The 19024-nt window shown below is 52.6% G+C and carries 26 protein-coding genes and 1 pseudogene; 20 read left to right on the top strand and 7 right to left on the bottom strand.

The window, feature by feature from the left end:
- Window positions 1-96: 96 nt before the first annotated feature.
- The 17 genes from AAFN83_RS05645 (at window position 97) to AAFN83_RS05565 (ending at window position 10583) form a co-directional block, all read left to right on the top strand.
- The gene (locus AAFN83_RS05645) at window positions 97-1047 is read left to right on the top strand and encodes an acetylxylan esterase (RefSeq protein ID WP_347767777.1); all 951 of its coding nucleotides are present in this window, start codon (window positions 97-99) and stop codon (window positions 1045-1047) included.
- Between the two features lie 33 nt (window positions 1048-1080).
- The gene (locus AAFN83_RS05640; protein ID WP_347767775.1) at window positions 1081-1635 is read left to right on the top strand and encodes a GNAT family N-acetyltransferase; all 555 of its coding nucleotides are present in this window, start codon (window positions 1081-1083) and stop codon (window positions 1633-1635) included.
- Window positions 1636-1680: 45 nt separating this feature from the next.
- Entirely contained in the window at window positions 1681-2154 is a 474-nt protein-coding gene (locus AAFN83_RS05635) for a hypothetical protein (RefSeq protein WP_347767774.1), read from the top strand.
- 192 nt (window positions 2155-2346) lie between these two features.
- Window positions 2347-2580, top strand: coding sequence for a spore germination protein (locus AAFN83_RS05630; protein WP_347767773.1), 234 nt, complete (start codon window positions 2347-2349; stop codon window positions 2578-2580).
- Between the two features lie 320 nt (window positions 2581-2900).
- Window positions 2901-3104 carry a hypothetical protein gene (locus AAFN83_RS05625; RefSeq protein ID WP_347767771.1) on the top strand — a complete coding sequence of 68 codons (204 nt, stop codon included), beginning with the start codon at window positions 2901-2903 and terminating at the stop codon, window positions 3102-3104.
- A gap of 189 nt (window positions 3105-3293) precedes the next feature.
- Window positions 3294-3986: a TetR/AcrR family transcriptional regulator gene (locus AAFN83_RS05620; RefSeq protein WP_347767770.1), complete on the top strand. Its 693-nt coding sequence runs from the start codon at window positions 3294-3296 to the stop codon at window positions 3984-3986.
- A gap of 17 nt (window positions 3987-4003) precedes the next feature.
- Window positions 4004-4708 carry an NAD-dependent epimerase/dehydratase family protein gene (locus AAFN83_RS05615; protein WP_347767768.1) on the top strand — a complete coding sequence of 235 codons (705 nt, stop codon included), beginning with the start codon at window positions 4004-4006 and terminating at the stop codon, window positions 4706-4708.
- Between the two features lie 86 nt (window positions 4709-4794).
- Entirely contained in the window at window positions 4795-5520 is a 726-nt protein-coding gene (locus AAFN83_RS05610) for an NAD-dependent epimerase/dehydratase family protein (RefSeq protein ID WP_347767766.1), read from the top strand.
- Between the two features lie 16 nt (window positions 5521-5536).
- The gene (locus AAFN83_RS05605; protein WP_347767764.1) at window positions 5537-5671 is read left to right on the top strand and encodes a hypothetical protein; all 135 of its coding nucleotides are present in this window, start codon (window positions 5537-5539) and stop codon (window positions 5669-5671) included.
- Window positions 5672-5963: 292 nt separating this feature from the next.
- The gene (locus tag AAFN83_RS05600) at window positions 5964-6485 is read left to right on the top strand and encodes a cupin domain-containing protein (protein ID WP_347767762.1); all 522 of its coding nucleotides are present in this window, start codon (window positions 5964-5966) and stop codon (window positions 6483-6485) included.
- Window positions 6486-6487: 2 nt separating this feature from the next.
- On the top strand, window positions 6488-6685 hold the full coding sequence (locus AAFN83_RS05595; RefSeq protein ID WP_347767760.1) for a DUF4177 domain-containing protein: 198 nt from the start codon (window positions 6488-6490) through the stop codon (window positions 6683-6685).
- A gap of 236 nt (window positions 6686-6921) precedes the next feature.
- Complete coding sequence (locus AAFN83_RS05590) at window positions 6922-7347, top strand: DMT family transporter (protein ID WP_347767758.1); 426 nt, start codon at window positions 6922-6924, stop codon at window positions 7345-7347.
- A 24-nt stretch (window positions 7348-7371) separates the two neighbouring features.
- Window positions 7372-8067, top strand: a complete 696-nt coding sequence (locus AAFN83_RS05585; protein WP_347767757.1) for a Crp/Fnr family transcriptional regulator — start codon at window positions 7372-7374, stop codon at window positions 8065-8067.
- A 45-nt stretch (window positions 8068-8112) separates the two neighbouring features.
- The gene (locus tag AAFN83_RS05580; protein ID WP_347767756.1) at window positions 8113-8622 is read left to right on the top strand and encodes a DMT family transporter; all 510 of its coding nucleotides are present in this window, start codon (window positions 8113-8115) and stop codon (window positions 8620-8622) included.
- Window positions 8623-8639: 17 nt separating this feature from the next.
- A complete protein-coding gene (locus AAFN83_RS05575) occupies window positions 8640-9545 on the top strand; it encodes a hypothetical protein (RefSeq protein WP_347767755.1) in 906 nt (301 codons plus the stop codon).
- A 31-nt stretch (window positions 9546-9576) separates the two neighbouring features.
- Window positions 9577-9975 (top strand): NUDIX hydrolase, encoded by a 399-nt coding sequence (locus AAFN83_RS05570; protein ID WP_347767753.1) that lies wholly within the window; start codon window positions 9577-9579, stop codon window positions 9973-9975.
- Window positions 9976-10130: 155 nt separating this feature from the next.
- Window positions 10131-10583: a MarR family winged helix-turn-helix transcriptional regulator gene (locus AAFN83_RS05565; protein WP_347767751.1), complete on the top strand. Its 453-nt coding sequence runs from the start codon at window positions 10131-10133 to the stop codon at window positions 10581-10583.
- A 33-nt stretch (window positions 10584-10616) separates the two neighbouring features.
- Here AAFN83_RS05565 and AAFN83_RS05560 read toward each other — a convergent pair whose 3' ends face one another.
- From AAFN83_RS05560 to AAFN83_RS05545, 4 genes are all read right to left on the bottom strand, one after another.
- Window positions 10617-11219: an acetylglutamate kinase gene (locus AAFN83_RS05560; RefSeq protein ID WP_347767750.1), complete on the bottom strand. Its 603-nt coding sequence runs from the start codon at window positions 11217-11219 to the stop codon at window positions 10617-10619.
- A gap of 88 nt (window positions 11220-11307) precedes the next feature.
- Window positions 11308-11589 (bottom strand): transporter, encoded by a 282-nt coding sequence (locus tag AAFN83_RS05555; RefSeq protein ID WP_347768254.1) that lies wholly within the window; start codon window positions 11587-11589, stop codon window positions 11308-11310.
- Window positions 11590-11643: 54 nt separating this feature from the next.
- Window positions 11644-11946 carry a hypothetical protein gene (locus AAFN83_RS05550; RefSeq protein ID WP_347767749.1) on the bottom strand — a complete coding sequence of 101 codons (303 nt, stop codon included), beginning with the start codon at window positions 11944-11946 and terminating at the stop codon, window positions 11644-11646.
- A 158-nt stretch (window positions 11947-12104) separates the two neighbouring features.
- A complete protein-coding gene (locus AAFN83_RS05545) occupies window positions 12105-12260 on the bottom strand; it encodes a hypothetical protein (protein ID WP_347767747.1) in 156 nt (51 codons plus the stop codon).
- Window positions 12261-12454: 194 nt separating this feature from the next.
- On the opposite strand from AAFN83_RS05545, the gene AAFN83_RS05540 reads away from it, so the two are divergent.
- Window positions 12455-15283 carry a glycoside hydrolase family 2 TIM barrel-domain containing protein gene (locus tag AAFN83_RS05540; RefSeq protein ID WP_347767746.1) on the top strand — a complete coding sequence of 943 codons (2829 nt, stop codon included), beginning with the start codon at window positions 12455-12457 and terminating at the stop codon, window positions 15281-15283.
- 117 nt (window positions 15284-15400) lie between these two features.
- On the opposite strand, the gene AAFN83_RS05535 is transcribed toward AAFN83_RS05540, so the two are convergent.
- Genes AAFN83_RS05535 through AAFN83_RS05525 form a run of 3 tightly spaced genes read right to left on the bottom strand, consistent with a single transcriptional unit; the run spans window position 15401 to window position 17879 of the window.
- Entirely contained in the window at window positions 15401-16420 is a 1020-nt protein-coding gene (locus tag AAFN83_RS05535; RefSeq protein WP_347767745.1) for an alpha/beta hydrolase family protein, read from the bottom strand.
- Window positions 16421-16428: 8 nt separating this feature from the next.
- A complete protein-coding gene (locus tag AAFN83_RS05530; RefSeq protein WP_347767744.1) occupies window positions 16429-17091 on the bottom strand; it encodes a GNAT family N-acetyltransferase in 663 nt (220 codons plus the stop codon).
- Window positions 17088-17879 carry a helix-turn-helix domain-containing protein gene (locus AAFN83_RS05525; RefSeq protein WP_347767742.1) on the bottom strand — a complete coding sequence of 264 codons (792 nt, stop codon included), beginning with the start codon at window positions 17877-17879 and terminating at the stop codon, window positions 17088-17090. The genes AAFN83_RS05530 and AAFN83_RS05525 overlap by 4 nt, the downstream gene beginning before the upstream one ends.
- A 514-nt stretch (window positions 17880-18393) precedes the next feature.
- Here AAFN83_RS05525 and AAFN83_RS22105 point away from each other — a divergent pair.
- A complete protein-coding gene (locus AAFN83_RS22105) occupies window positions 18394-18540 on the top strand; it encodes a hypothetical protein (protein WP_481810476.1) in 147 nt (48 codons plus the stop codon).
- Window positions 18519-19024 (top strand): annotated as a pseudogene (locus tag AAFN83_RS05520) (collagen-like protein); the annotation flags it as partial. The gene AAFN83_RS22105 and the pseudogene AAFN83_RS05520, both read left to right, overlap by 22 nt.

Raw genomic sequence — 19024 nt, 5'->3', positions numbered from 1 at the left:
GGGGCCGGTATTTTCATGTGGAGTAGCCAAATGGATTCCATTGTATTAAGCTGAAAGCAACTTGCATCATGACCTACCTTAGGAGGCTTTGTATTCATGAACGCCATTGCCAAACGAATTCAAGACCTGGAAGCTCTGGAGTCCGGTCGTACGGCTCGACCGGACTTCGACCTGTTCTGGGATCGCCTAATGCTCGAGGAGAAAGCCATTCCGGTTCGCGGGGAACGGACGAGAGCGGAGTCGCCTCTTCTCGGGACCATCTCCTACGATGTTGTTTATACCGGCTTTGCAGACACGCCTATTCACGGCTGGCTGCTCCTTCCGGAGAACGCACCGCGCAAGCCGCTTCCTTGCATCGTACTCTACCATGGCTACACCGGCTCCCGCGAGCTGCCCGAGCACCACGCCGTCTGGCTCATGATGGGCTACGCTGTCTTTGCCGTGGATGTTCGCGGTCAAGGGGGAATCACCGGCAATACGCTCGCTCAGCACGGCGGCTCATCCAAAGGCTGGGTGACTCAGAATATCCTCGATAAGGACAACTTTTACTACAAGGCGATCACAGTGGACGCCTTGCGGGCTGTCCGCTTCGTGAAGGAGCAGCCGGAGATTGATCCGCAGCGGATTATCGCCATGGGCACCAGCCAAGGCGGAGGCTTGACGCTGATGGTCAGCTCGCTGCTTCGCGAAGAGGTTCGCATCGCGGTAGCTTCGCTCCCCAATATGTGTCAGCTTGATTCGGCTATCATCAACTCGGTCGGCTCGATCTCCGAAGTGGCCGACTACCTCACGCGCCATCCCGAAGATTTAGATGCCGCTCTCGACACGCTCAGCTATTTCGACGCAGTCAATCTGGCCGATCGGATCCAAGCTCCGCTCTTGTGTACGGTCAGCCTGAAGGACCCGGTCTGCACGCCGGATTCTATCTATGCGGCGTATAACCGCATCACCAGCTCGAAGGAAATGATTGTCTATCCGTTCAACGGCCATTGGACAGGCCCCGACCACATGCGCAAGGTGCACGCGTTCATTCAGCAGCATTTGTAGGCATAAACAAGGATCACTCAGGAGGCGAACAAGATGTTGAATGCAGTTCAGATCGTACATACCGACGTGCTTGGCCCCATTAAGCCTTTCCGTGCGGAGGTTGCGGATACGGATTCCTTAAGCCAATTGATGCTCGATACGGCTCGTTGGCTGAACAGCCGTGGATCTTCGCAATGGGAAGGGCTATTATCCGGTCAGGATTCCCATAACATGACGGAAGCTGTGAAGCGGGGAGACGTCTTTGCCTTCCGGGAGGAAGGGAAGAGCGAGTGGGCCGGGATGATGATTCTCCAGTGGAACCCGAGCGCCTGGGACCACCGCTTGTGGGGTAACGAGGATGGTCTTTTAGAAGAGGCGGTCTATATTCATCGGGTTGTGGTGAACCGCGCCTATGCCGGGACTGGGTTAGGCTCCGCCATGCTGAAATGGGCCGAAACCGGAGCAAGTTACCCGGGCAAGAAGTGGCTTCGGCTGGATTGCATAGCGAGCAACGAAGCGCTGAATCGGTTTTATCCAGCCTGCGGATACCGATTCGTCCGAGAAGCGGACGGCTTCCATCTGTATGACCTGCCTTTGTCGGCTTCATGATTTTGCTTCCGCGCGGGTGCATGTAAAGAGTAGGGAGGGAATGGGATGCCGCAGCTCACGTTTGGCGGGAAGTACGTGTACGGCTGGATACAAGGGGAAGCGAACGGCAAGGTACGGCTGCCCTCAGAAGCGCTGTCAGATTACGGAATTATACCGGGGGAACGAGTGCTTCTCATGTCAGGAAGCAAGACATCTCGAGGTTTCAGCGTGCTCTCCGTTCCGCGAATGAGGCTGCACGACTCTCCCTTGCTGGAAGCGGTACAACCCGCTTTTGAGTCGGAGGGTACGCTCCTGCAAGACACCTGGATTCAGCACAAAGGACGAATTTTTGCAACCGCGGAGTTGGATCAGGACGGGGAGCTGCACCTCACGGACCGTGCGCTGCAGGCTTTCGGAATCCCGGAGCACAAGCGCCTTCTGAGCATCCGCTCCAGCAACATCGCTTTTGTGAACATCGTGCAAGGACCTATTGTAGATCGGGCGCTTACCCACCCTGAAGTAGAGGTGTTCGGAGGCTAACCGGAGTGGAAGGCTTGACGGTGACGGCTGGGCTTCTATCCGCATAGAATGCCAAGAGAACCCGCGAGGCGTGCTTGACCGTGGGCTTTGGTCTAGTCTAGGGAGGAACGAGGAAGCGAATGTCGCCTGTCCCTGCCTAGATCGACTGAGGTTGTACGATCACACTCAATCAGGCGAGAGGGGGAGACGGACGTGCCTTCGATTGTTATCGGCGGAATCAAGATCAACAGCGTCGGATCCGGCTCCAACGTTCAGATCGGCGACACCTGCCTCATCAATTTGTCGAGCAGCAGTAAAATCTTTTCCGGGGCCAACTCGTTTTCACCGGGAGATAGCTACCTGAGCAATCAATCGGTGGCAAACGGAAGCATGAACGCCATTGATCCCGATATTGTAGACACTCCGAATGTGAATACCCCGCTATAGCCTTGCCCATGACCAAGAATAGAATCGATTGAATAGAGGAAACACCAGGCCTTCCTGAGGGAGGCTTGGTGTTTTTCTTGTTGGATGCATGTAGCTTTCCCTAAAAACCCGTAAACTCAGAACATAGTGTCCGGGAATCGAAGGGTTTCGTTCAGGATAAAATACGGACGAGGCGGTCTTGCTCAACTATGTTGACAATTGACTAAGAGTCACTTATAATTGACTCAGAGTCAAAAGAGTAGGATGAGCTAATATGAGTAAGAAAGTTGCACTGATCACGGGAGCATGCAGTGGAGGGGCTCTCAGGGCTCTCTGATTGCTTGCGCTTGGAGTTAGAGCCATTTGGAATTGATGTTATCGTGATTGAACCCGGTGGGATTAGAACAGATTGGGGAATTATTGCAGCAGAAAATCTGAAGAAGGTTTCTGTAAATGGCCCCTATGCTCAGGCAGCAAACAAGGCTGCAGATGGAATGATTCGAAATTTTAATTGCACGAACTATTGGCAAAGCAGTGACCGCTAGAAGGCCAAAAACACGTTATCTGGTCGGTTTTATGGCGAAACCCATGGTGTTTATGAAAAATCTTTTTGGAGATCGTGCGTACGATAAAATTATCAAGATGTTTGGTTAACCATTAAAAATGCGCCTTAGATGATAATGGACTCCAGATCGACGAGCCCGCATAATAGGTCGAATGGAGTGATGAGCATAGTGGCAAAGCGTGCAATGACATCAGAAGCTAAGGCCGCTAAATCAAAATCCATTTTGGATAAGTCCACAGAAATGTTCATGGTTCTGGACTACGATAAAATCAAGATGTCTGACATTGCCAAGAATTTGGGCATTTCAAATGGAATTCTATTCGTGTACTTTCGAACAAAAGAAGAGCTGTTCTTTCGTATCTTGTGTCGAGAGTACGAGAAGAGGCTTACTCATTTGATAGAGATGGCGAAGACAACACCCGTGCGGGACTATGAAGATTTCAAGAATCTTGTCATGAATGAGCTTATGGAGTTGATCGACCAAAATCCTTTATACATCAAACTCGAATCGATGCGTACAGCAGTTTTTGAGAAAAATGTGGATGCGGAAACCATGCTTCACCAAAAAATAAATCTATATAAACGCATGTCAGAGTTGGTGGGCATTATATGCAAATCATCCATCATATCGCCAGAGGATGTAATGGAGATTCTGCAAACAGAGGCTTCGATTATAACCGGTTGCAAATTGTCAGCTACTTTGCCCGAGGCTGTTATCCATATCATTGAGCAAAATGATCTCAACGGGCTTAAGCGAAACTTTGAAGAAGATGTTCGAAAAACGATGATTTGGTATTTGGATGGATATCCCATTAATCATATGGTTAATCGGACGGCAGGACAGAGACCGCAGTTTGATTAGAGTAAACGGAGGTCGCGATGACAAAAAGAAAAGAGGCAGATACGGCTGTTGTAGCGGGTGCTACAGGAATGATGGGAAAGCAGCTAATGCATCAATTACTAAACGATCCGGTGTATCAAAATGTGATTGCGCTCGTTCGTCGAAGTACGGGAATCTCCCACCCGAAGCTGATTGAAAGACAAGTCTCTTTTGATCGACTGGAAAACGAAATCGATGCTCATGTGCTTAAGGATGCTGATGTTTATTGCACCTTAGGCACAACCATGCAACAAGCCGGTTCGAAAGAAGCGTTTTGCAAAGTCGATCATGAGTATCCGTTAGCACTGGCAAAGCTTGCTAAGCAACACGGCTCAGCTAGTTATGTAATTGTAACAGCCATGTGGGCGTCTGAGAAATCCAGGATGTTTTATACACGTGTAAAGGGACATCTGGAGAGGGATTTGCTGGCGCTAGGCTTACCGCGCCTTGTCATTTTGCGTCCTTCGTTATTGCTAGGGGAACGGGAAGATGAATCCATTGGAGATCGAGCTACCAATATGATTTTTCGAATCATTGATCCCTTCTTAATTGGCAAGCTGGCTCGAATGAAGGCTATTCCTTGCAAGGATGTGGCCCAAGCGATGATTCTGCTAGCCCATGAACAAGGCGAAGAGGTTGAAATACTGGAATCAGAGGTCATCTCGCGTAAAGTAAAAATGAACAGCAGTGCAAGCTCGACATAGTGATTCCCTTTGAGTGTGATCAGGTCCGTTTCGGCGAAACCGCATTTATTGCAAATGATTCGGGGTTTGAGAGAGGAAGTGGACGCATGTCCAAAAAACAATCTACGACGGCTGTCGTTGCGGGAGCTACCGGACTTGTTGGGCAACAGCTTGTGAGGCAGTTGCTTGAGCATCCTGCGTACCGTCAAGTCATTGTCTTGGTACGAAGGGATATGGGACTGTCGCACCCCAAGCTTGTCCAAAAGCTCATATCCTTTGATCGGCTTGGGGAAGAAGTTGGCTCAGAAATACTAAAACAAGCAGATGTGTTTTGTACATTGGGAACCACGATCAAGCAAGCGGGCAGTCAGGAAGCATTCCGGAAAGTTGATTACACATACCCATTAGAATTGGGGAGAGCAGCCCGAAAGTACGGCGCAGCAAAAATGATTGTCGTAACGGCCATGGCGTCGTCTGACAAATCAAAGTTGTTCTACAATCGCGTAAAAGGTGAGTTGGAACGTGAATTAATTCGATTGAGTCTCCCTCGCTTGGTAATTCTGAGACCTTCCTTCATGTTGGGAAATCGCGATAAGAAACGGTTAGGCGAGAAGATGGGGATTATCATGTTCCAGTTTCTTCGACCTTTCATGGTCGGCCCTTTCTCTCAGTATAAAGCTGTTCACAGTAAGAGCGTTGCTTGGGTTATGGTTGATGCCTCGCTCCGAACAGGACCAAAGCTAGAGGTAATTGAATCGAACGATATTGCTCAGCGAGCAGCGAGGCATCATTCTAAATCCGGTAGCGGAAGAAGCTCAGCAGTCCACCAGTAAGCTTATGGAGAGCCAGGTGTGGAAGGGACTGCCTGCCGTTCAAGCCGGCCATGTCTATTCGCTTGATATTGAGAAGTCCAATTCGGACGCTTTCACAAGAAAGGCCATGCTGGAGGAGCTGCCGAAGCTGCTCACAGGCGACAAAAAGTAACGTTATAAAGAGAAGAACATCCTCTCATTGCCTCACGGGGCAGGAGGATGTTCTTTTGCTATACCGGGGACGCAAAATCCTGCAGACAGCAGAGATTGCTGGCGGGGAAGAATCGTGATAGACTTCTCATAAAGTCGCGTCATTCACTAGTTTCTTCCATTCACGTATGAGAAACGAATCACAAAGTGTGCAATTAAGAAATTTACCCTTGTTCGCCCATGAGTCTACATAAACAATATTATGTTAACAAATTTTCATGTAACCATTTTGGGTGACCGAAAGGAGCATGGTCATGGGGAGTCGATTTTCGCTTCATGAGCTGCCGCTGTCAGAAAGAGGTTCCTCCATACCCGAATTCGCTTGGCTCACCAGTGAACGTCTTGCATCGCTTGCAGGTGCCGAGCAGCTCGTCTTTGATCTGCGTTCGCTGGACCCGGACAAGTTCTCGTTCCCGTATCATTTCCATCACAATGCGGAGGAGTTGTTTGTTATTCTGGAAGGAATGGCCCTGCTTCGCACTCCGAAGGGGATCGAAGAGGTTCAGGCGGGAGACTTGCTTTTCTTCGAGATCGGGCCGACAGGCGCGCATCAGTTGTACAATCATACCGATGCTCCTTGTCGTTATCTGGACATTCGGACGAAGCGAGAGTTGGATGTGGTGGAATATCCGGATTCCAACAAGCTCAACGTGTTGATGGACGTACAGAGGGTGTTTGACAAGAACCAACAAGTTGACTATCTCAAAGGGGAAGCGGATGTGCGCGAGAAGTGGAAAGCGATTGGACACCTTTACCCTGCCAAGGAGGAAGAATAAACATGGAATGGGAATACAAAACGATCAAGACCGAGACGAGCGGCATGCTGGGAGGAATTCTCGACATCGAGGAATTCGACTTGAAATTGAATGCCCTCGGAAGAGAGGGCTGGGAGCTTGTGTCCGTATTTGACACGAATCAAAGCCAAGGGGCTACCCGCTTTGTGATTGCCGTTCTGAAGCGGCCGCGAAGATTCTAGGAACCGATGATCAAACGACAGAGAGGATAACAGCGACCGCCTTCCTTGCCTTTGGGATTCCCGAATGGCGAGGAGGGCGGTATTTGCTTTCTTGAAGCTGTTGAGCTGCAACTGCTCTTCATTGCTCGTTGTGAGCGCAAGCATTCCTGTGCGAAAATAGGATTTGAGGACATATGTCCTTTCTTCCGAACCTCTTCTGCAAGTAAAGTAGGGAAAGGAAATGGAGGGAATCGGAAATGAAAGGAATCATCTATGCCTTGCTCGGGGGAGCCTTCATCACCCTTCAAGGCGTTGCCAACACCACCATTGGGAAAGATATCGGAACCTGGCAGGGAGCGACCCTGACCCAATTTACCGGATTCATTGCCGCCTTGCTCATATACCTGACCGTCCGAGATGGGAACAAGGAAGGCATTCGGCAGGTCAAACCGCTTTATCGCATTGGAGGAGCCTTCGGTGCCGTCATCATCTTCAGCGAGGTCACGGCGATCCAGCAGATCGGGGTCACCTTTGCGATTGCCGTTCTGCTGATTGCTCAGCTCACCTTGATCTTCCTGATCGACAAGAACGGCTGGTTCGGCGTCATCAAACGGCAGATGAAGCTTCCGCAATTCGTCGGGATCGGCCTGATGATCGGCGGGATCGTCGTTCTCAACCTGTAAGCCCATTAACGGGGAGGAATCTCCATGAAAGAAATCACCAATCCGGCAGCAGTGGAGCAGGCCATTATAGAAGGCGGTCTTTCGGCGCTGTTTCCCGAAGCCCTTCGTTCAAAGCTGGTTCTCTGTCGGTTTGACGTTCGAGAGAACATCTGCAATCAGGGGGAAACCCCGACCCAGCTCTACATCCTGATCAAGGGCAAAATGAAGTGCTACACCACTTCGGAGCAAGGGAATACGCTTATCCTGTCCTTTTTGACTCCACCGGAGGTCATTGGCGATATCGAGTTCATTCAGGGCATTCCCATCATGAATACGGTAGAAGCTGTCACTCCTCTGGAGATGATCCGGGTTTCCTACCAGGCTATGCACCAATTCGGAATGAACCATCCCCCGCTCCTGCAATTCCTGCTGAAGATTATTGGGGAGAAGTTCCAACGGAAGTCCAGCTCCCTCAGCTTCAATCTGCTGCATACGGCGGAGGCAAGGCTAGCCTGGTACCTGTTGTCGAACGGGTTTGACGAAGTGGATGGGGAAGAGGCAGGGATGCAAGTCTCCTCGCTTAAAGATACGGCCAATCTGATCGGAACGAGCTACCGGCATGTGAATCGGGTACTGCGACGTTTTATCGAAGACGGATTGGTGAAGCGGGAGAAAGGAATGCTGACGATTTTGGATAAGGAACGGCTGCGCTTCATTGCCAATGAAGATTCGGCCGACTAACGTTCCGAGTCTGCTCATCACACTCAACGAAGGAGAGGAGATGCCATGTTGATCGGAATCGCACTCGCTCTGCTCGCCGGCTCGCTGGTAAGTCTGCAGAACGTATTCAACAGCAAAATGAATGAAAGAACCGGCTCCTGGTCGACGACGACTATTGTGCTCGCGATGGGCTTTCTTGCGTCCTTCGTGCTGGGGGCGATCATGGAGGGTGCAAGCTTCTTCACCCTGCAGCCCATTAAGCCCTGGTATGCTTTCAGCGGTCTGCTTGGGGTAGGGGTCGTGATCTGCCTCGTCAACGCTTTGCGCCTGACCAGTCCAACCTTCGCCGTTTCGCTCGTGATGACCTCCCAGCTGGCAACGGCGCTTCTCTTCGATTCGTTCGGAGGCCTTGGCTTGGAAAAGGTCCCATTTGCCTTCAACAAGCTCATTGGGGTGCTCATCATCATCGCCGGCGTTATGGTCTTCCAGTTTGGTGGGAAAATGAAACCTTTACATGCCCTGCTCCGTAGAAGTATCATTATTAACGAATCCGATTGTGATTCAAAGGCATCCTAAAAGGCAGGGATCATGCAGTGGACATCAAATCCGCATACGAACGAGTGAATGCGAATGAACAAACTCCGCAGGAGGAGCTGGACCGAGCGTTTGAGCTCGTCCTGAAGCGCGAGAGAACGGCGCGGGCCGGCAGCAATGCTGAAGCGTTGGCTGAAGTGGAGAAGGACATTGAGGCGTACCGCACCATTTTGGACTATCGGTCCAAACAAGCGGTTAACGCGGTAGAAGAAGAACGATTGAAGAAATTCGGCAAGCTGTCCGGCACGGTCAGCCGAACGGAGGACTTCTTCCGACTGAACCGAACACGGCTGATGATCGGCATCATCAGTGTAGCCGTACTCGTCATTGTGGGAGCCTTCACCTGGAACGTCGTCGATGAGCGAAGGAAGGAAGCGGCGCTTCCGCCGGTTGATCTGAGCATCATGTTCCTCGGAGCCTTCCAGGCGGACGATCAGGCTCAGGAGAGCAAGGTGGTCGAAGAGGCCATTTTGAAGCAGTTCCCGGAATGGAAGCGGGTCAAAGTTCGCGTTCTTTACTTGCCGACCAGCTCCTCGGGCGGGATGGATCAAGCCTATATGACCAAAGCCATGGCAGAGCTGATGTCGGAATACCCGGATGTTCTCTTATTGGACAAGAGCAGCATCAAATGGATGGCAGGGCAAGATTCATTGGCTGACCTCAGCCATTCCCACTTTACGAAGGCTTATGAAGCGGCCAAGGGGAATCAACGTGTTGTAAATGCCATTAACAATCAAACACAGGAAGACCTCCCCTACGGCATTGATTTTACGAAAACGACGTTCGCCAAATCTCTGTCGATGCAGTACCTGGAGATGGTAGCAGCGGTTAACCCCAATGTAGAAGATCAAGAGAAGCTTGCGAAGATGGAAGCCTTCTTGAGCAAGGCTGCAGAAGCGGAGTAATGAGCAACGAGATCAGAAGGAGACAACGAAAATGGCCTCAATCATCGACAAGGTGGCATGGATTCTGAGGAAGGAAGACAAGATTCTGTGCGCTCGCTCGAACGGCAAGGATCTCTTTTATCTTCCGGGAGGCAAACGAGAGCCGGGGGAAACCGATGAAGAAACCCTCGCCCGGGAAATCCTGGAAGAGATATCGGTTCACATTCTTCCGGAAACCATCATCCCGATGGGTGCCTTCGAAGCGGAGGCTCATGGGAAAGCTCATGGAACCCCAGTCCGTATGACCTGCTATGAGGCGGATTATACGGGTGAGCTGAAGCCGGATGCGGAGATTGCGGAATTGGCCTGGTTGGGCTATCAAGACCGCGAACGGGTGTCCGCTGTCTGTCAGCTGGTTTTTGATGCTTTGCACGAGCGTGGACAATTGTAAATCCATAAGATGAAACGCCCGGCCTTCTCATGGAGAGAGCCGGGCGTTTTTATGCGGAAGTCACGGAAGGGGCGATCACCTTGACTTTCTCCATTTAATTGTTTACGATTTAATGAAACGAATCCGTGCGAGTGGATCGAAGGAGGCTCCAACCCATGAACGAACAACTTAGCCCGAACGCCAGCGAACGCATGAAGCTGGACAACCAGATCTGCTTCGCCTTTTATGTATGCTCGAAGGAAATCATTAAGAAGTACCGGCCGCTGCTTACTCCGCTCGGCCTTACGTATACCGGTTACATCACGATGCTGGCGCTCTGGGAAGAGGACAATATCCCGGTCAAGACGCTCGGGGATAAGCTCTACCTGGATTCCGGCACGTTGACGCCGCTGCTGAAGAAGCTGGAATCGCAAGGCTTCCTCAAGCGTTCGCGCAGTGACATTGACGAGCGGCAGGTGATCGTTTCGCTGACGGAGGAAGGCCGCGAGCTTCAGGAGAAGGCGGCGGCCATTCCGGGCCATTTGATCGATTCCTTCGAGATGGATACCGAGCAAGCGCTGCGAATGATTGATACGCTTCGCTTCATGATGGACAAAGCTCCATGCTAAGGCAAGAAGCGTAAACTTATCCTTGTGCAGAGGCTATAAATGAAAGACCGTCGGGAACTGCAGCACGATTCCCCGTGTCATTTCATCCGCCATGCCAAGCGCCTGTTGTTCGATCGAATCGCTGAGCCTTACATTTTCCACGTAGTTTGCAGCCAGGCGAGAAGAGACCTCCTGGGTTAACAGCTGGAGATGCTGATCCATCATCTTTACCCAGTCTGCTTTCGACCAATAGGGATTGATGCGAGCCAGAAAGTCGGCGATCTCTTCGGCATTGGCATACCAGCGCTTGTTTGCATCCGCCGCCTTCTCCTTCTGTCCGTCACGCAAGGCGGTCACGAGCTCGGCTGCAATCGTCAGATGACTGGTGAGCAAGCGATCGAAGGTAGCGGCCGCTTCCGCTCCATACAGCGGTTTGAGCACGGCAGCAAAATCCTTTGGATTGCGGAGCAGGCGAGCCAGCGTTGCTTGCTGGTCCGGATACTTCCCGACCAGGCTGTTTACCGCAAGGCGAGTCCAAAAGATATGCTGGGACCAGAGTGCACGAAGCTTTTGATTCAATTGGACCATGGCAGGGGACCAGCCGCTGGGAGGAAGCTGCCGGTAGGTCATCGGATAACCGTTGTAATACGAGTACATGGCAGAGAAAGCTCCTTTCGCGAAACAAGATCAGCCTCTCCGCTCGATGATGCATGGCGCATTCGAGCAGGGAGGCTTTTTCGTATGATTAGACGCAAGTAAACGTAACAATTTGATTCAAGGACAGGCCGGTGAAGACCCAGCTTCTACCCGTCCAGCGGAAGCCCGAGACGGAGGTACGGCCAACAAAGGTCGGAAAGAACCAGAAGTTCGATCCATTCCTCAGCCAGATGTAGGTATAGCGGAATCGGCATCGCCAGATCGCACCTGGATCAACGGCGAAAGAGGTGGCCATCGGCTGCTGAGGAACGTAAGAGGGAGGCGGAGAGGTCGGTCCTTGTTGAAGGCCCTGCGGGCCTTGGGGCGGCATGAATGCCACAGAAATCACTCCTTATCTTAAAAAGCTTGAAATCAAGGAATAAAATCAGATCAAGAGCGTAATGACCAGCAGTTCAAAAAGCACCAACGCGAGGATTGCGTCGCTGTACGGGTTATAGCGATTGCTTGTGTCGCTTCCCGGCTGTTTCAAGTAGAGAACGCCTTTCTCCGACCCCATTAAAATCCCTTCAAAAACATCGCCGTCCATGGTTTCGACTCGGACCATTTGATTCTGATGCTGCTTGCACATATGGTGCATGTGCTCACGCATGGTTTTCATCCCGTTCATGGTTTCGGGGTTCATTTGATACAAGGTGTGCTCGGTGTTCCCCGTCATTTGCATGCTCATCCGTTCCGCCCTCCGGTTTATCCAATGTGGCAGTGCCTACCTCACCATATGCAGATGCCCATCTAAGGTGCATAGGAGACTTTGGGATCGCCTCGAAAAAAAGAGGAGTGATTCTAGACCCTTGCGAGTCTGGAATCACTCCTCTTCCTGAGAGAACGCTAGCCGCTTGCCTGATATTCATCCTCCAGGGTCTTCCGGGCCACATACACCACGAGGTGTGGATGAACCAGCGCAACACTGCTTTGAACGGAGAAGGCTGCCATGTACTTGATACGCCTAAGCAGCTTCTTCCCGATTTGGGATACCGCCTTCATCTTGAATCGCTCCTTTTCGGTTAAGATTATGGTTTTCACACACATACCAACTGATGATACCGTGCGATGAAGCTCGAGGATAGGGATACTTTTCCTTTCAGTCAAACCTTCCGGTCGTTTCCGGCAGGATTTTCGACACCGGTTCCGAAACTATAAAGTGGCGAAAGTTCACCTTACGAAGAGGACGTGATGGGTTGGATAAAGCAATATCGTTAGCTGGAACATGGAAGCTGAGGCTGAGTCCGCAGGAAGAGACTGTAAGCGCTCTCCCAATTGAGTTTGATGATTCGATGGAGCTGCCGGGGACTACTTCCCATGCCCGCAAGGGGAAAAAGAATGAAACGATCGAGATCGGTACGTTCACGGATGAGTACCTGTTCGAAGGATCCGCTTGGTTTGCGAAAGAAATCGAAATGGCGGATGAATGGGCGGACCGCCCGATTGCCCTGTACCTGGAACGCACCCGGGTCACAACGCTCTATGTGGATGGGCAGGAGATCGGAACGGAAAACAGCCTGAACACGCCGCATCTCTACAACCTGACCGGTGTGCTGACCCCAGGCAAACACGAGCTGGTCATTCGAGTAGACAATGTCAACTACCCGACCCGCGGTGGTCACCTGACATCCAAGGACACCCAAACCAACTGGAACGGAATCACAGGCCGGATTGAGCTTCAGGTCTATGGAAGCGCTTATTTGGAGGATGTTCAGCTCTATCCCGATGTAGCGGACCGGTCGGTCCGCGTGAAAGCGAAACTGAACGGAGACGGATCGGCGGACCGCCTCGTCGTTTCTGCCCGAAGTGAAAGAGAGGGCGTTCTGCATACGACGGAAGCAGCGGTTCATCCGCTGACAGGCAATGTGCAAACGGAGCTGGAACTGGTCTATCCCCTGGGAGACGATGCCTTGTTATGGGGCGAATATGAGCCGAACCTGTACGAATTGAAGCTGGAGCTGGTCGATTCCAACGGAGCTTTGATCGACACGAGTCGTCATACCTTCGGCTTAAGGGAGTTCCTGGCGGTTGGCGACAAATTCCACATCAACGGAGTGGAGACATTCCTGCGCGGGAAGCATGACGGCCTTGTCTTTCCCTTGACGGGCTATGCCCCGACGACGGTAGAGGAATGGGAGAACGTCCTCGGCATTGCCAAGGAATACGGAATGAATCACTATCGATTCCATACCTGCTGCCCGCCTGAGGCAGCCTTTACGGCAGCAGATCGGCTCGGCATCTATATGGAGCCGGAGCTTCCCTTCTGGGGAACGATGACTGATGAAACGTATGAGCAGCATAATGCAGCGGAACAGGAATACCTCATCCAAGAAGGGTTCGCCATGATGAGAACCTTCGGGAATCACCCGTCCTTCGTCATGATGTCCCTCGGCAATGAGCTGTGGGGCAGCAAGACGCGAATTGACGAGGTCTTAAAGGCATACAAGGAAGTCGACGATCGTCACCTGTACACCCAGGGCTCGAACAACTTCCAATTCGTTCCCGACGTGCTGGAGCATGAGGACTTCTTCTGCGGGGTGCGGTTCTCCCGAGATCGGCTCATTCGGGGTTCCTATGCCATGTGCGATGCTCCGCTGGGTCACATTCAAACGGATCGTCCCGGCACACGCAAGGACTATGACGAGGCCATTCAACCGATGGTGGTGGAAGCCGCCCAAGCCGAAGGAACAGGCGAAGAGGCGACCATTCAAATCCAATACGGCACCGAAGCGCGGACGGTAAAAGCAGCGGACCGTTCAGGGGAGCTTATTCCCCGTGTTCCGGTCGTCTCTCATGAAATCGGTCAATATGCAACCTTCCCGAATTTTGCTGAGATCGAGAAGTACACCGGTTCGATTAAAGCGAAGAACTTCGAGGTGTTCCGTCAGCGTCTTGTTGACAAAGGGCTCGACCATTTGGCGGAAAAGTATTTCCACGCTTCCGGCCAATTGGCGGTCGCCTGTTACCAGGAGGAGATGGAGGCGGCATTCCGCTCCCGCAACCTGGCGGGCTTCCAGATTCTCGATCTACAAGATTTCCCCGGTCAGGGGACGGCACTCGTCGGGCTTCTCGATGCTTTCATGGATTCAAAGGGCTTGATCACGCCGGAAGAGTGGAGGCAATACTGCTCAGACGCCGTACTTCTTGCGCGTTTCGACAAGTATATCTATGAAGCAGGAGAGCCATTTGCCGCCGATGTGGAGCTGAGCTACTATCGTCCTCAATCCCTGAAGAATGCAACAGTGAAGTGGGAGCTCACGAGCGGCCAAGCGACTTGGGCGGCCGGTGAGCTGCCTATTCCAGAAGGAACAACGAGCCCGCGTTTCACACTCGGCTCGTTCGATACGTTCCTTCCGACGGTCGCTTCCATGACGAAGGGCTGTCTGAGCTTGCAGATCGTCGGAACGGATATTCGCAAGGCTTATGATTTGTGGGTTATCCCGCAGCAGGAGACTCTGCTTGATCCAGCCCAACTGGTCTTCCAGAGCTTAAGCCAAGAGGTGGAGGAACGGCTCGCCAATGGGGAGAGCGTGCTGCTATTCCCGGAGCCGGAGCAAGTGAAGCAAGGCATTGAAGGTACGTATTGCACCGACTTCTGGAATTACCCCATGTTCCGCTCGATCTCGGAGAGCATGAACCGTCCTGTCCCTGTTGGGACGATGGGCCTCTTGATCAACAAGGAGCATCCGGCACTCGTTGATTTCCCGAGTGAAGTGCATTCCACCTATCCATGGTGGAGCATCGTTCAGCATTCCCGTTCGCTCATCCTCGATGAGCTGCCGAAGGGACTCTTCCCGATCGTGCAGACGATCGACAACTTCGAGCGTAACCACAAGCTTGGGCTGCTTGTGGAGTGCAAGGTAGGTGCTGGACGCCTGCTGATCTGCCCGATCGATGTGAAGAAGGTTGCCGAAACCTTGGAAGGCAGCCAATTCCTTCGCAGCTTGATTCACTATGTACAGTCCGAGCAATTCAATCCGGATGTCGAGGTTTCCCTTGACGAGCTTCGCGCTCTCCTTCATTAAACGAAGGTTTCGAACGGATCAGCACGATAAAAGCGGCTCCTCTTGATCGCGTGCTTGCAAACTGAAACATGGTTTGCATACGTGATCAGGAGAGCCGCTTTTTTTCTTAGAGAAGAGTCAATTGTGATGCCCTTCCTTATCAAGATGATCGAGGAAGTTGTCGATGGTGTCCATGTAAGCCTCGGTGGTGATGCTTCTTGGAGCGAATAAGCTGATGAACGTAGCCCGCAGGTCCGAGTCAGCCGTTGCTGTGCGAAGCATGGAATGCTCGGTGTCCGGGAAGACATTCACGGTCAAAAGGGAAGAGGGGATTGCCTGCTCATAGACGGCTTCCGTCTCTCTGAAATCGACGTGAATGTCCTGATCACCGAGCAACAGGAGAACGGGGCTGTTGAAGTTGGCCAGATCGGATGTGGCATCTGCTTTGTAGTTTCGCTTAACGAAATCCCATCGCTCGGAAGTCATGGAATGCTCTCCTTGGACCAGCCTTCGATAGTCCTCATAAGAGGCATTCGCTTCGAGCAGTGGAAGGATTTCTTTCTCTTGAGCGACTTGCTTTTCGATCTCTACCTGCGACTTTCCGTCCTTGGCCATTTGGCGGCGAGTGTTGTATTCTCCTTGTCTGAGCCATTGGATCGCAGGCGAGACGAGAATGCTAAACGCAAGAGGTTCCTCACCCGCCAGTTTGGGAAGGACCCAGCCGGCTTGGCTCGCCCCCCAGACCCCGATCCGGCTCCTGTCTATCTCCGGTTGTTCCTTGGCCCATGCGATGGCTTGCTTTGCTTCGAGGACCCGATCGTCGATGCTTTGATCCAGCCAATTGCCCTCAGAACCATTGATTCCGCGCTTGTTTAGGGAGAGAGAGGCGTAGCCCTTTGCAGCCAGACGCTCCCAGAGCGGCTTGTAGCCGTCATCATGTGTGGCATTGATCGGACCATCTCCGTGCACGAAGAGAACAAGGCCAATCTTCTCCGTGAAGGATTTGGGCAGAACGAGCGTACCGGTAAGCTTGCCATGAGGGGAAGGGATCTCGATAGAACGTTCAATCATGCGATAGGTATGTTGCTTGTCGATATAGAGAGCGGCTCCAACCGTCAAGATAACGAGGGCTAGAGCGGCGGCAATCCATTTTTTCATAAGCTCTCTCATTTCGTTTGGGTTGCGGCGGCAACGTTCGACTCATACAAGGGAGCTCGCATGTGGACCCAGGCGGCTTCTCCAACCCACAAGCGGCGAAGGGAGCTGTTTGCCTGTTTGTCCAAACGAAACCCGTGGCGTTCATAAAGACGCATGGCCCCTTGATTATGTCCCGCGACATGCAGCGTAAGGGAGAGCTGTTTGGGGTCATGCATGGCACATTCAAAAGCCCAGTTGAGCAGAAAAGTCCCGATGCCTTTTCCTTGATGGAGGGGGTGGACGGTCAGATCGGCAATGTAGCACTCATGCCGACTGGGACGATGAGACAGGATTCGCAAGGTCAGGATGAGTTTCATGAGCGGCCAGAGTCGAATCTCTTCGTTCGAGAGGCAAGCAGGCTTGGTGGAGGAAGAGTGGGAAGGGAGAGCTTCCGTTCTGCGCTTGATGGCCATCGTACCCACTACTGTCCCTTCGAGGAGAGCGACAACGCGTGTTTCTCCGCGTTCCTCTGGATACAACTCTAGCATCCGGTTCAGGTAAAGGATCAGCTCCTGTTCAGACAGACCGCTGGCGGGCAGCAGCTTGTCCCGGAAACCCAAGGCAAGCAGCTCGCTTACTTGGCGGTGATGGCTCTTGTCCATGGGGACCACCTCGATCAGGGTGTGGGTCATGTGGGAGAAGCCTCCTTCCTGTGCTCATCCGATAGTACGTGCATTCGAATCTCATAGTGCAGCTTGTCCTTGTGAAAAAGGGAGAGGTACGTTTTTTCAATCAGAACGGTAGGTTTTTGGAGAGAGATGTCGTGTTCGGCCGCATAGGTCTCGTATTCGGTAAGAAAATGCTCAAGATCATCCTCTGTCGCAAGGAAGTGGTAGGACAGATAAGTACCCACTGGAAGGGTGAAGTCAGCCTGTGCTTCTTCAGTTTCTACCGCTATCCAGGCCCTGTCGTCGGTCATCTGCATATAATGGAGATCCGAATCGAAGGTAATATCCTGTCCATCCGCATAGCGAAGCAAAGTGCGAGCATCGAATGGAGTTCCGGTATCGACCTCTGCCAGTATCCGCAAAGGAACGGCCTTCTGTTCCTTTAAATCAAAATGGGGCTTCTCAACCCCCATTTCTTGCTCCTCCGCGAGGACCTTTTCGGTGAAGAGCTCCAGGTCCCGCAGCCGGGCGATCTCGCGGCGGGTTTCCATGAGGGAGGCTTGCAGGAGCCTTCGGTAATCCTTGGGACCATATTGGGAGAGGCAGTCTCGAATGGACGAGACGGACAGCCCCAGCTTTCTCAAGAGCAGAATGTGAGACAAACGATAGATTTGCTCGATCCCGTACATTCGATACTGGTTATCGTCTATATAGGCAGGCAGAAGAATGCCCTTTTCCTCAAAATAGCGAATCTGGTGAACGGACACCTTCATAAGCCGTGCCAGCTCGCTGATGGTGATCTCTTTTTTCATGGTGGCTGCCCCCTGTCTTCGTTCGGTTAATCTTACCATACACCTTAGGTCAGACCTAAGGTCAAGTGGTCGGAAAAGGGGCGAACGATCACACCCCTCCTGACATATTCCATATAGGAACGATGGACGATCGTTAGATGAGCATGGGAGAAGGGAGAGCGAGACAGTTTGGGAATCTATTCAACTGGCCCCATCGGCAATAACCCGGGAGGGAATGGAATCCGCCCAACCAGCCGTGTTACGGTTCTCTTTGACAATCATGATTCCAACGAAAACCTGATTGTAGAAATCCAAGGGTACAATCTGACTAGTGTTCGTACTCTTTATGTAAATGAACTATTTGTCGTGGCTTCCGGACAGGTGGTGGAAAGGGACTACTATGCAAATTTAGACTCATTCGAGTATGTCTTCCTGGTCACCAACGAACCTGCAACCGGCCCTCACATATCCGTGTGGGGCAAAGCGGCGAACGGGACTCTGGTAACCGCTCACCGTGTTTTGGCGAGTGAATTGCTTGGCAATCAGAGCAATTCAGGAGGAGCAACAGGCCCGCCTGGAGCTACTGGAGCTACTGGCGCAACGGGTTCTGCTGGGCCTGCAGGACCTGCCGGAGCCACAGGCCCTGAAGGACCTGCCGGTTTGGCTGGACCCGCTGGAGTGACGGGCGCTACTGGAGCAACGGGTGCAACTGGCGGTGCAACCGGCGTGACTGGAGCGACTGGAGAGACCGGTGTAACAGGTGCGACCGGTGCGACCGGAGCCTCTGGTGAAACGGGTCCGACTGGAGCCACGGGAGCTCCCGGCGAAACAGGTGCAACTGGTGCAACGGGATCCCCAGGCGAAACCGGCGCGACCGGTGTAACGGGAGCCTCTGGTGAAACCGGCCCAACTGGTGCGACAGGTTTTCCTGGCGAAACCGGCCCAACGGGCGCAACAGGAGCCCCTGGTGAAACCGGCCCGACTGGCGCCACGGGAGCTCCCGGCGAAGTCGGCCCGACCGGCGCGACAGGAGCCCCCGGCGAAACCGGCGCGACCGGTGTAACGGGAGCCCCCGGTGAAACCGGTCCGACCGGGGTAACCGGAGCCCCCGGTGAAACCGGCCCAACTGGCGCGACAGGTGCCTCTGGCGAAACCGGCCCGACCGG

The sequence above is a fragment of the Gorillibacterium sp. CAU 1737 genome, from assembly GCF_039888655.1.
In the GTDB taxonomy this organism is placed as follows: domain Bacteria; phylum Bacillota; class Bacilli; order Paenibacillales; family NBRC-103111; genus Gorillibacterium.
Note: the sequence above shows the minus strand (reverse complement) of the source record. Positions and strands in the feature narration are given on the sequence as shown.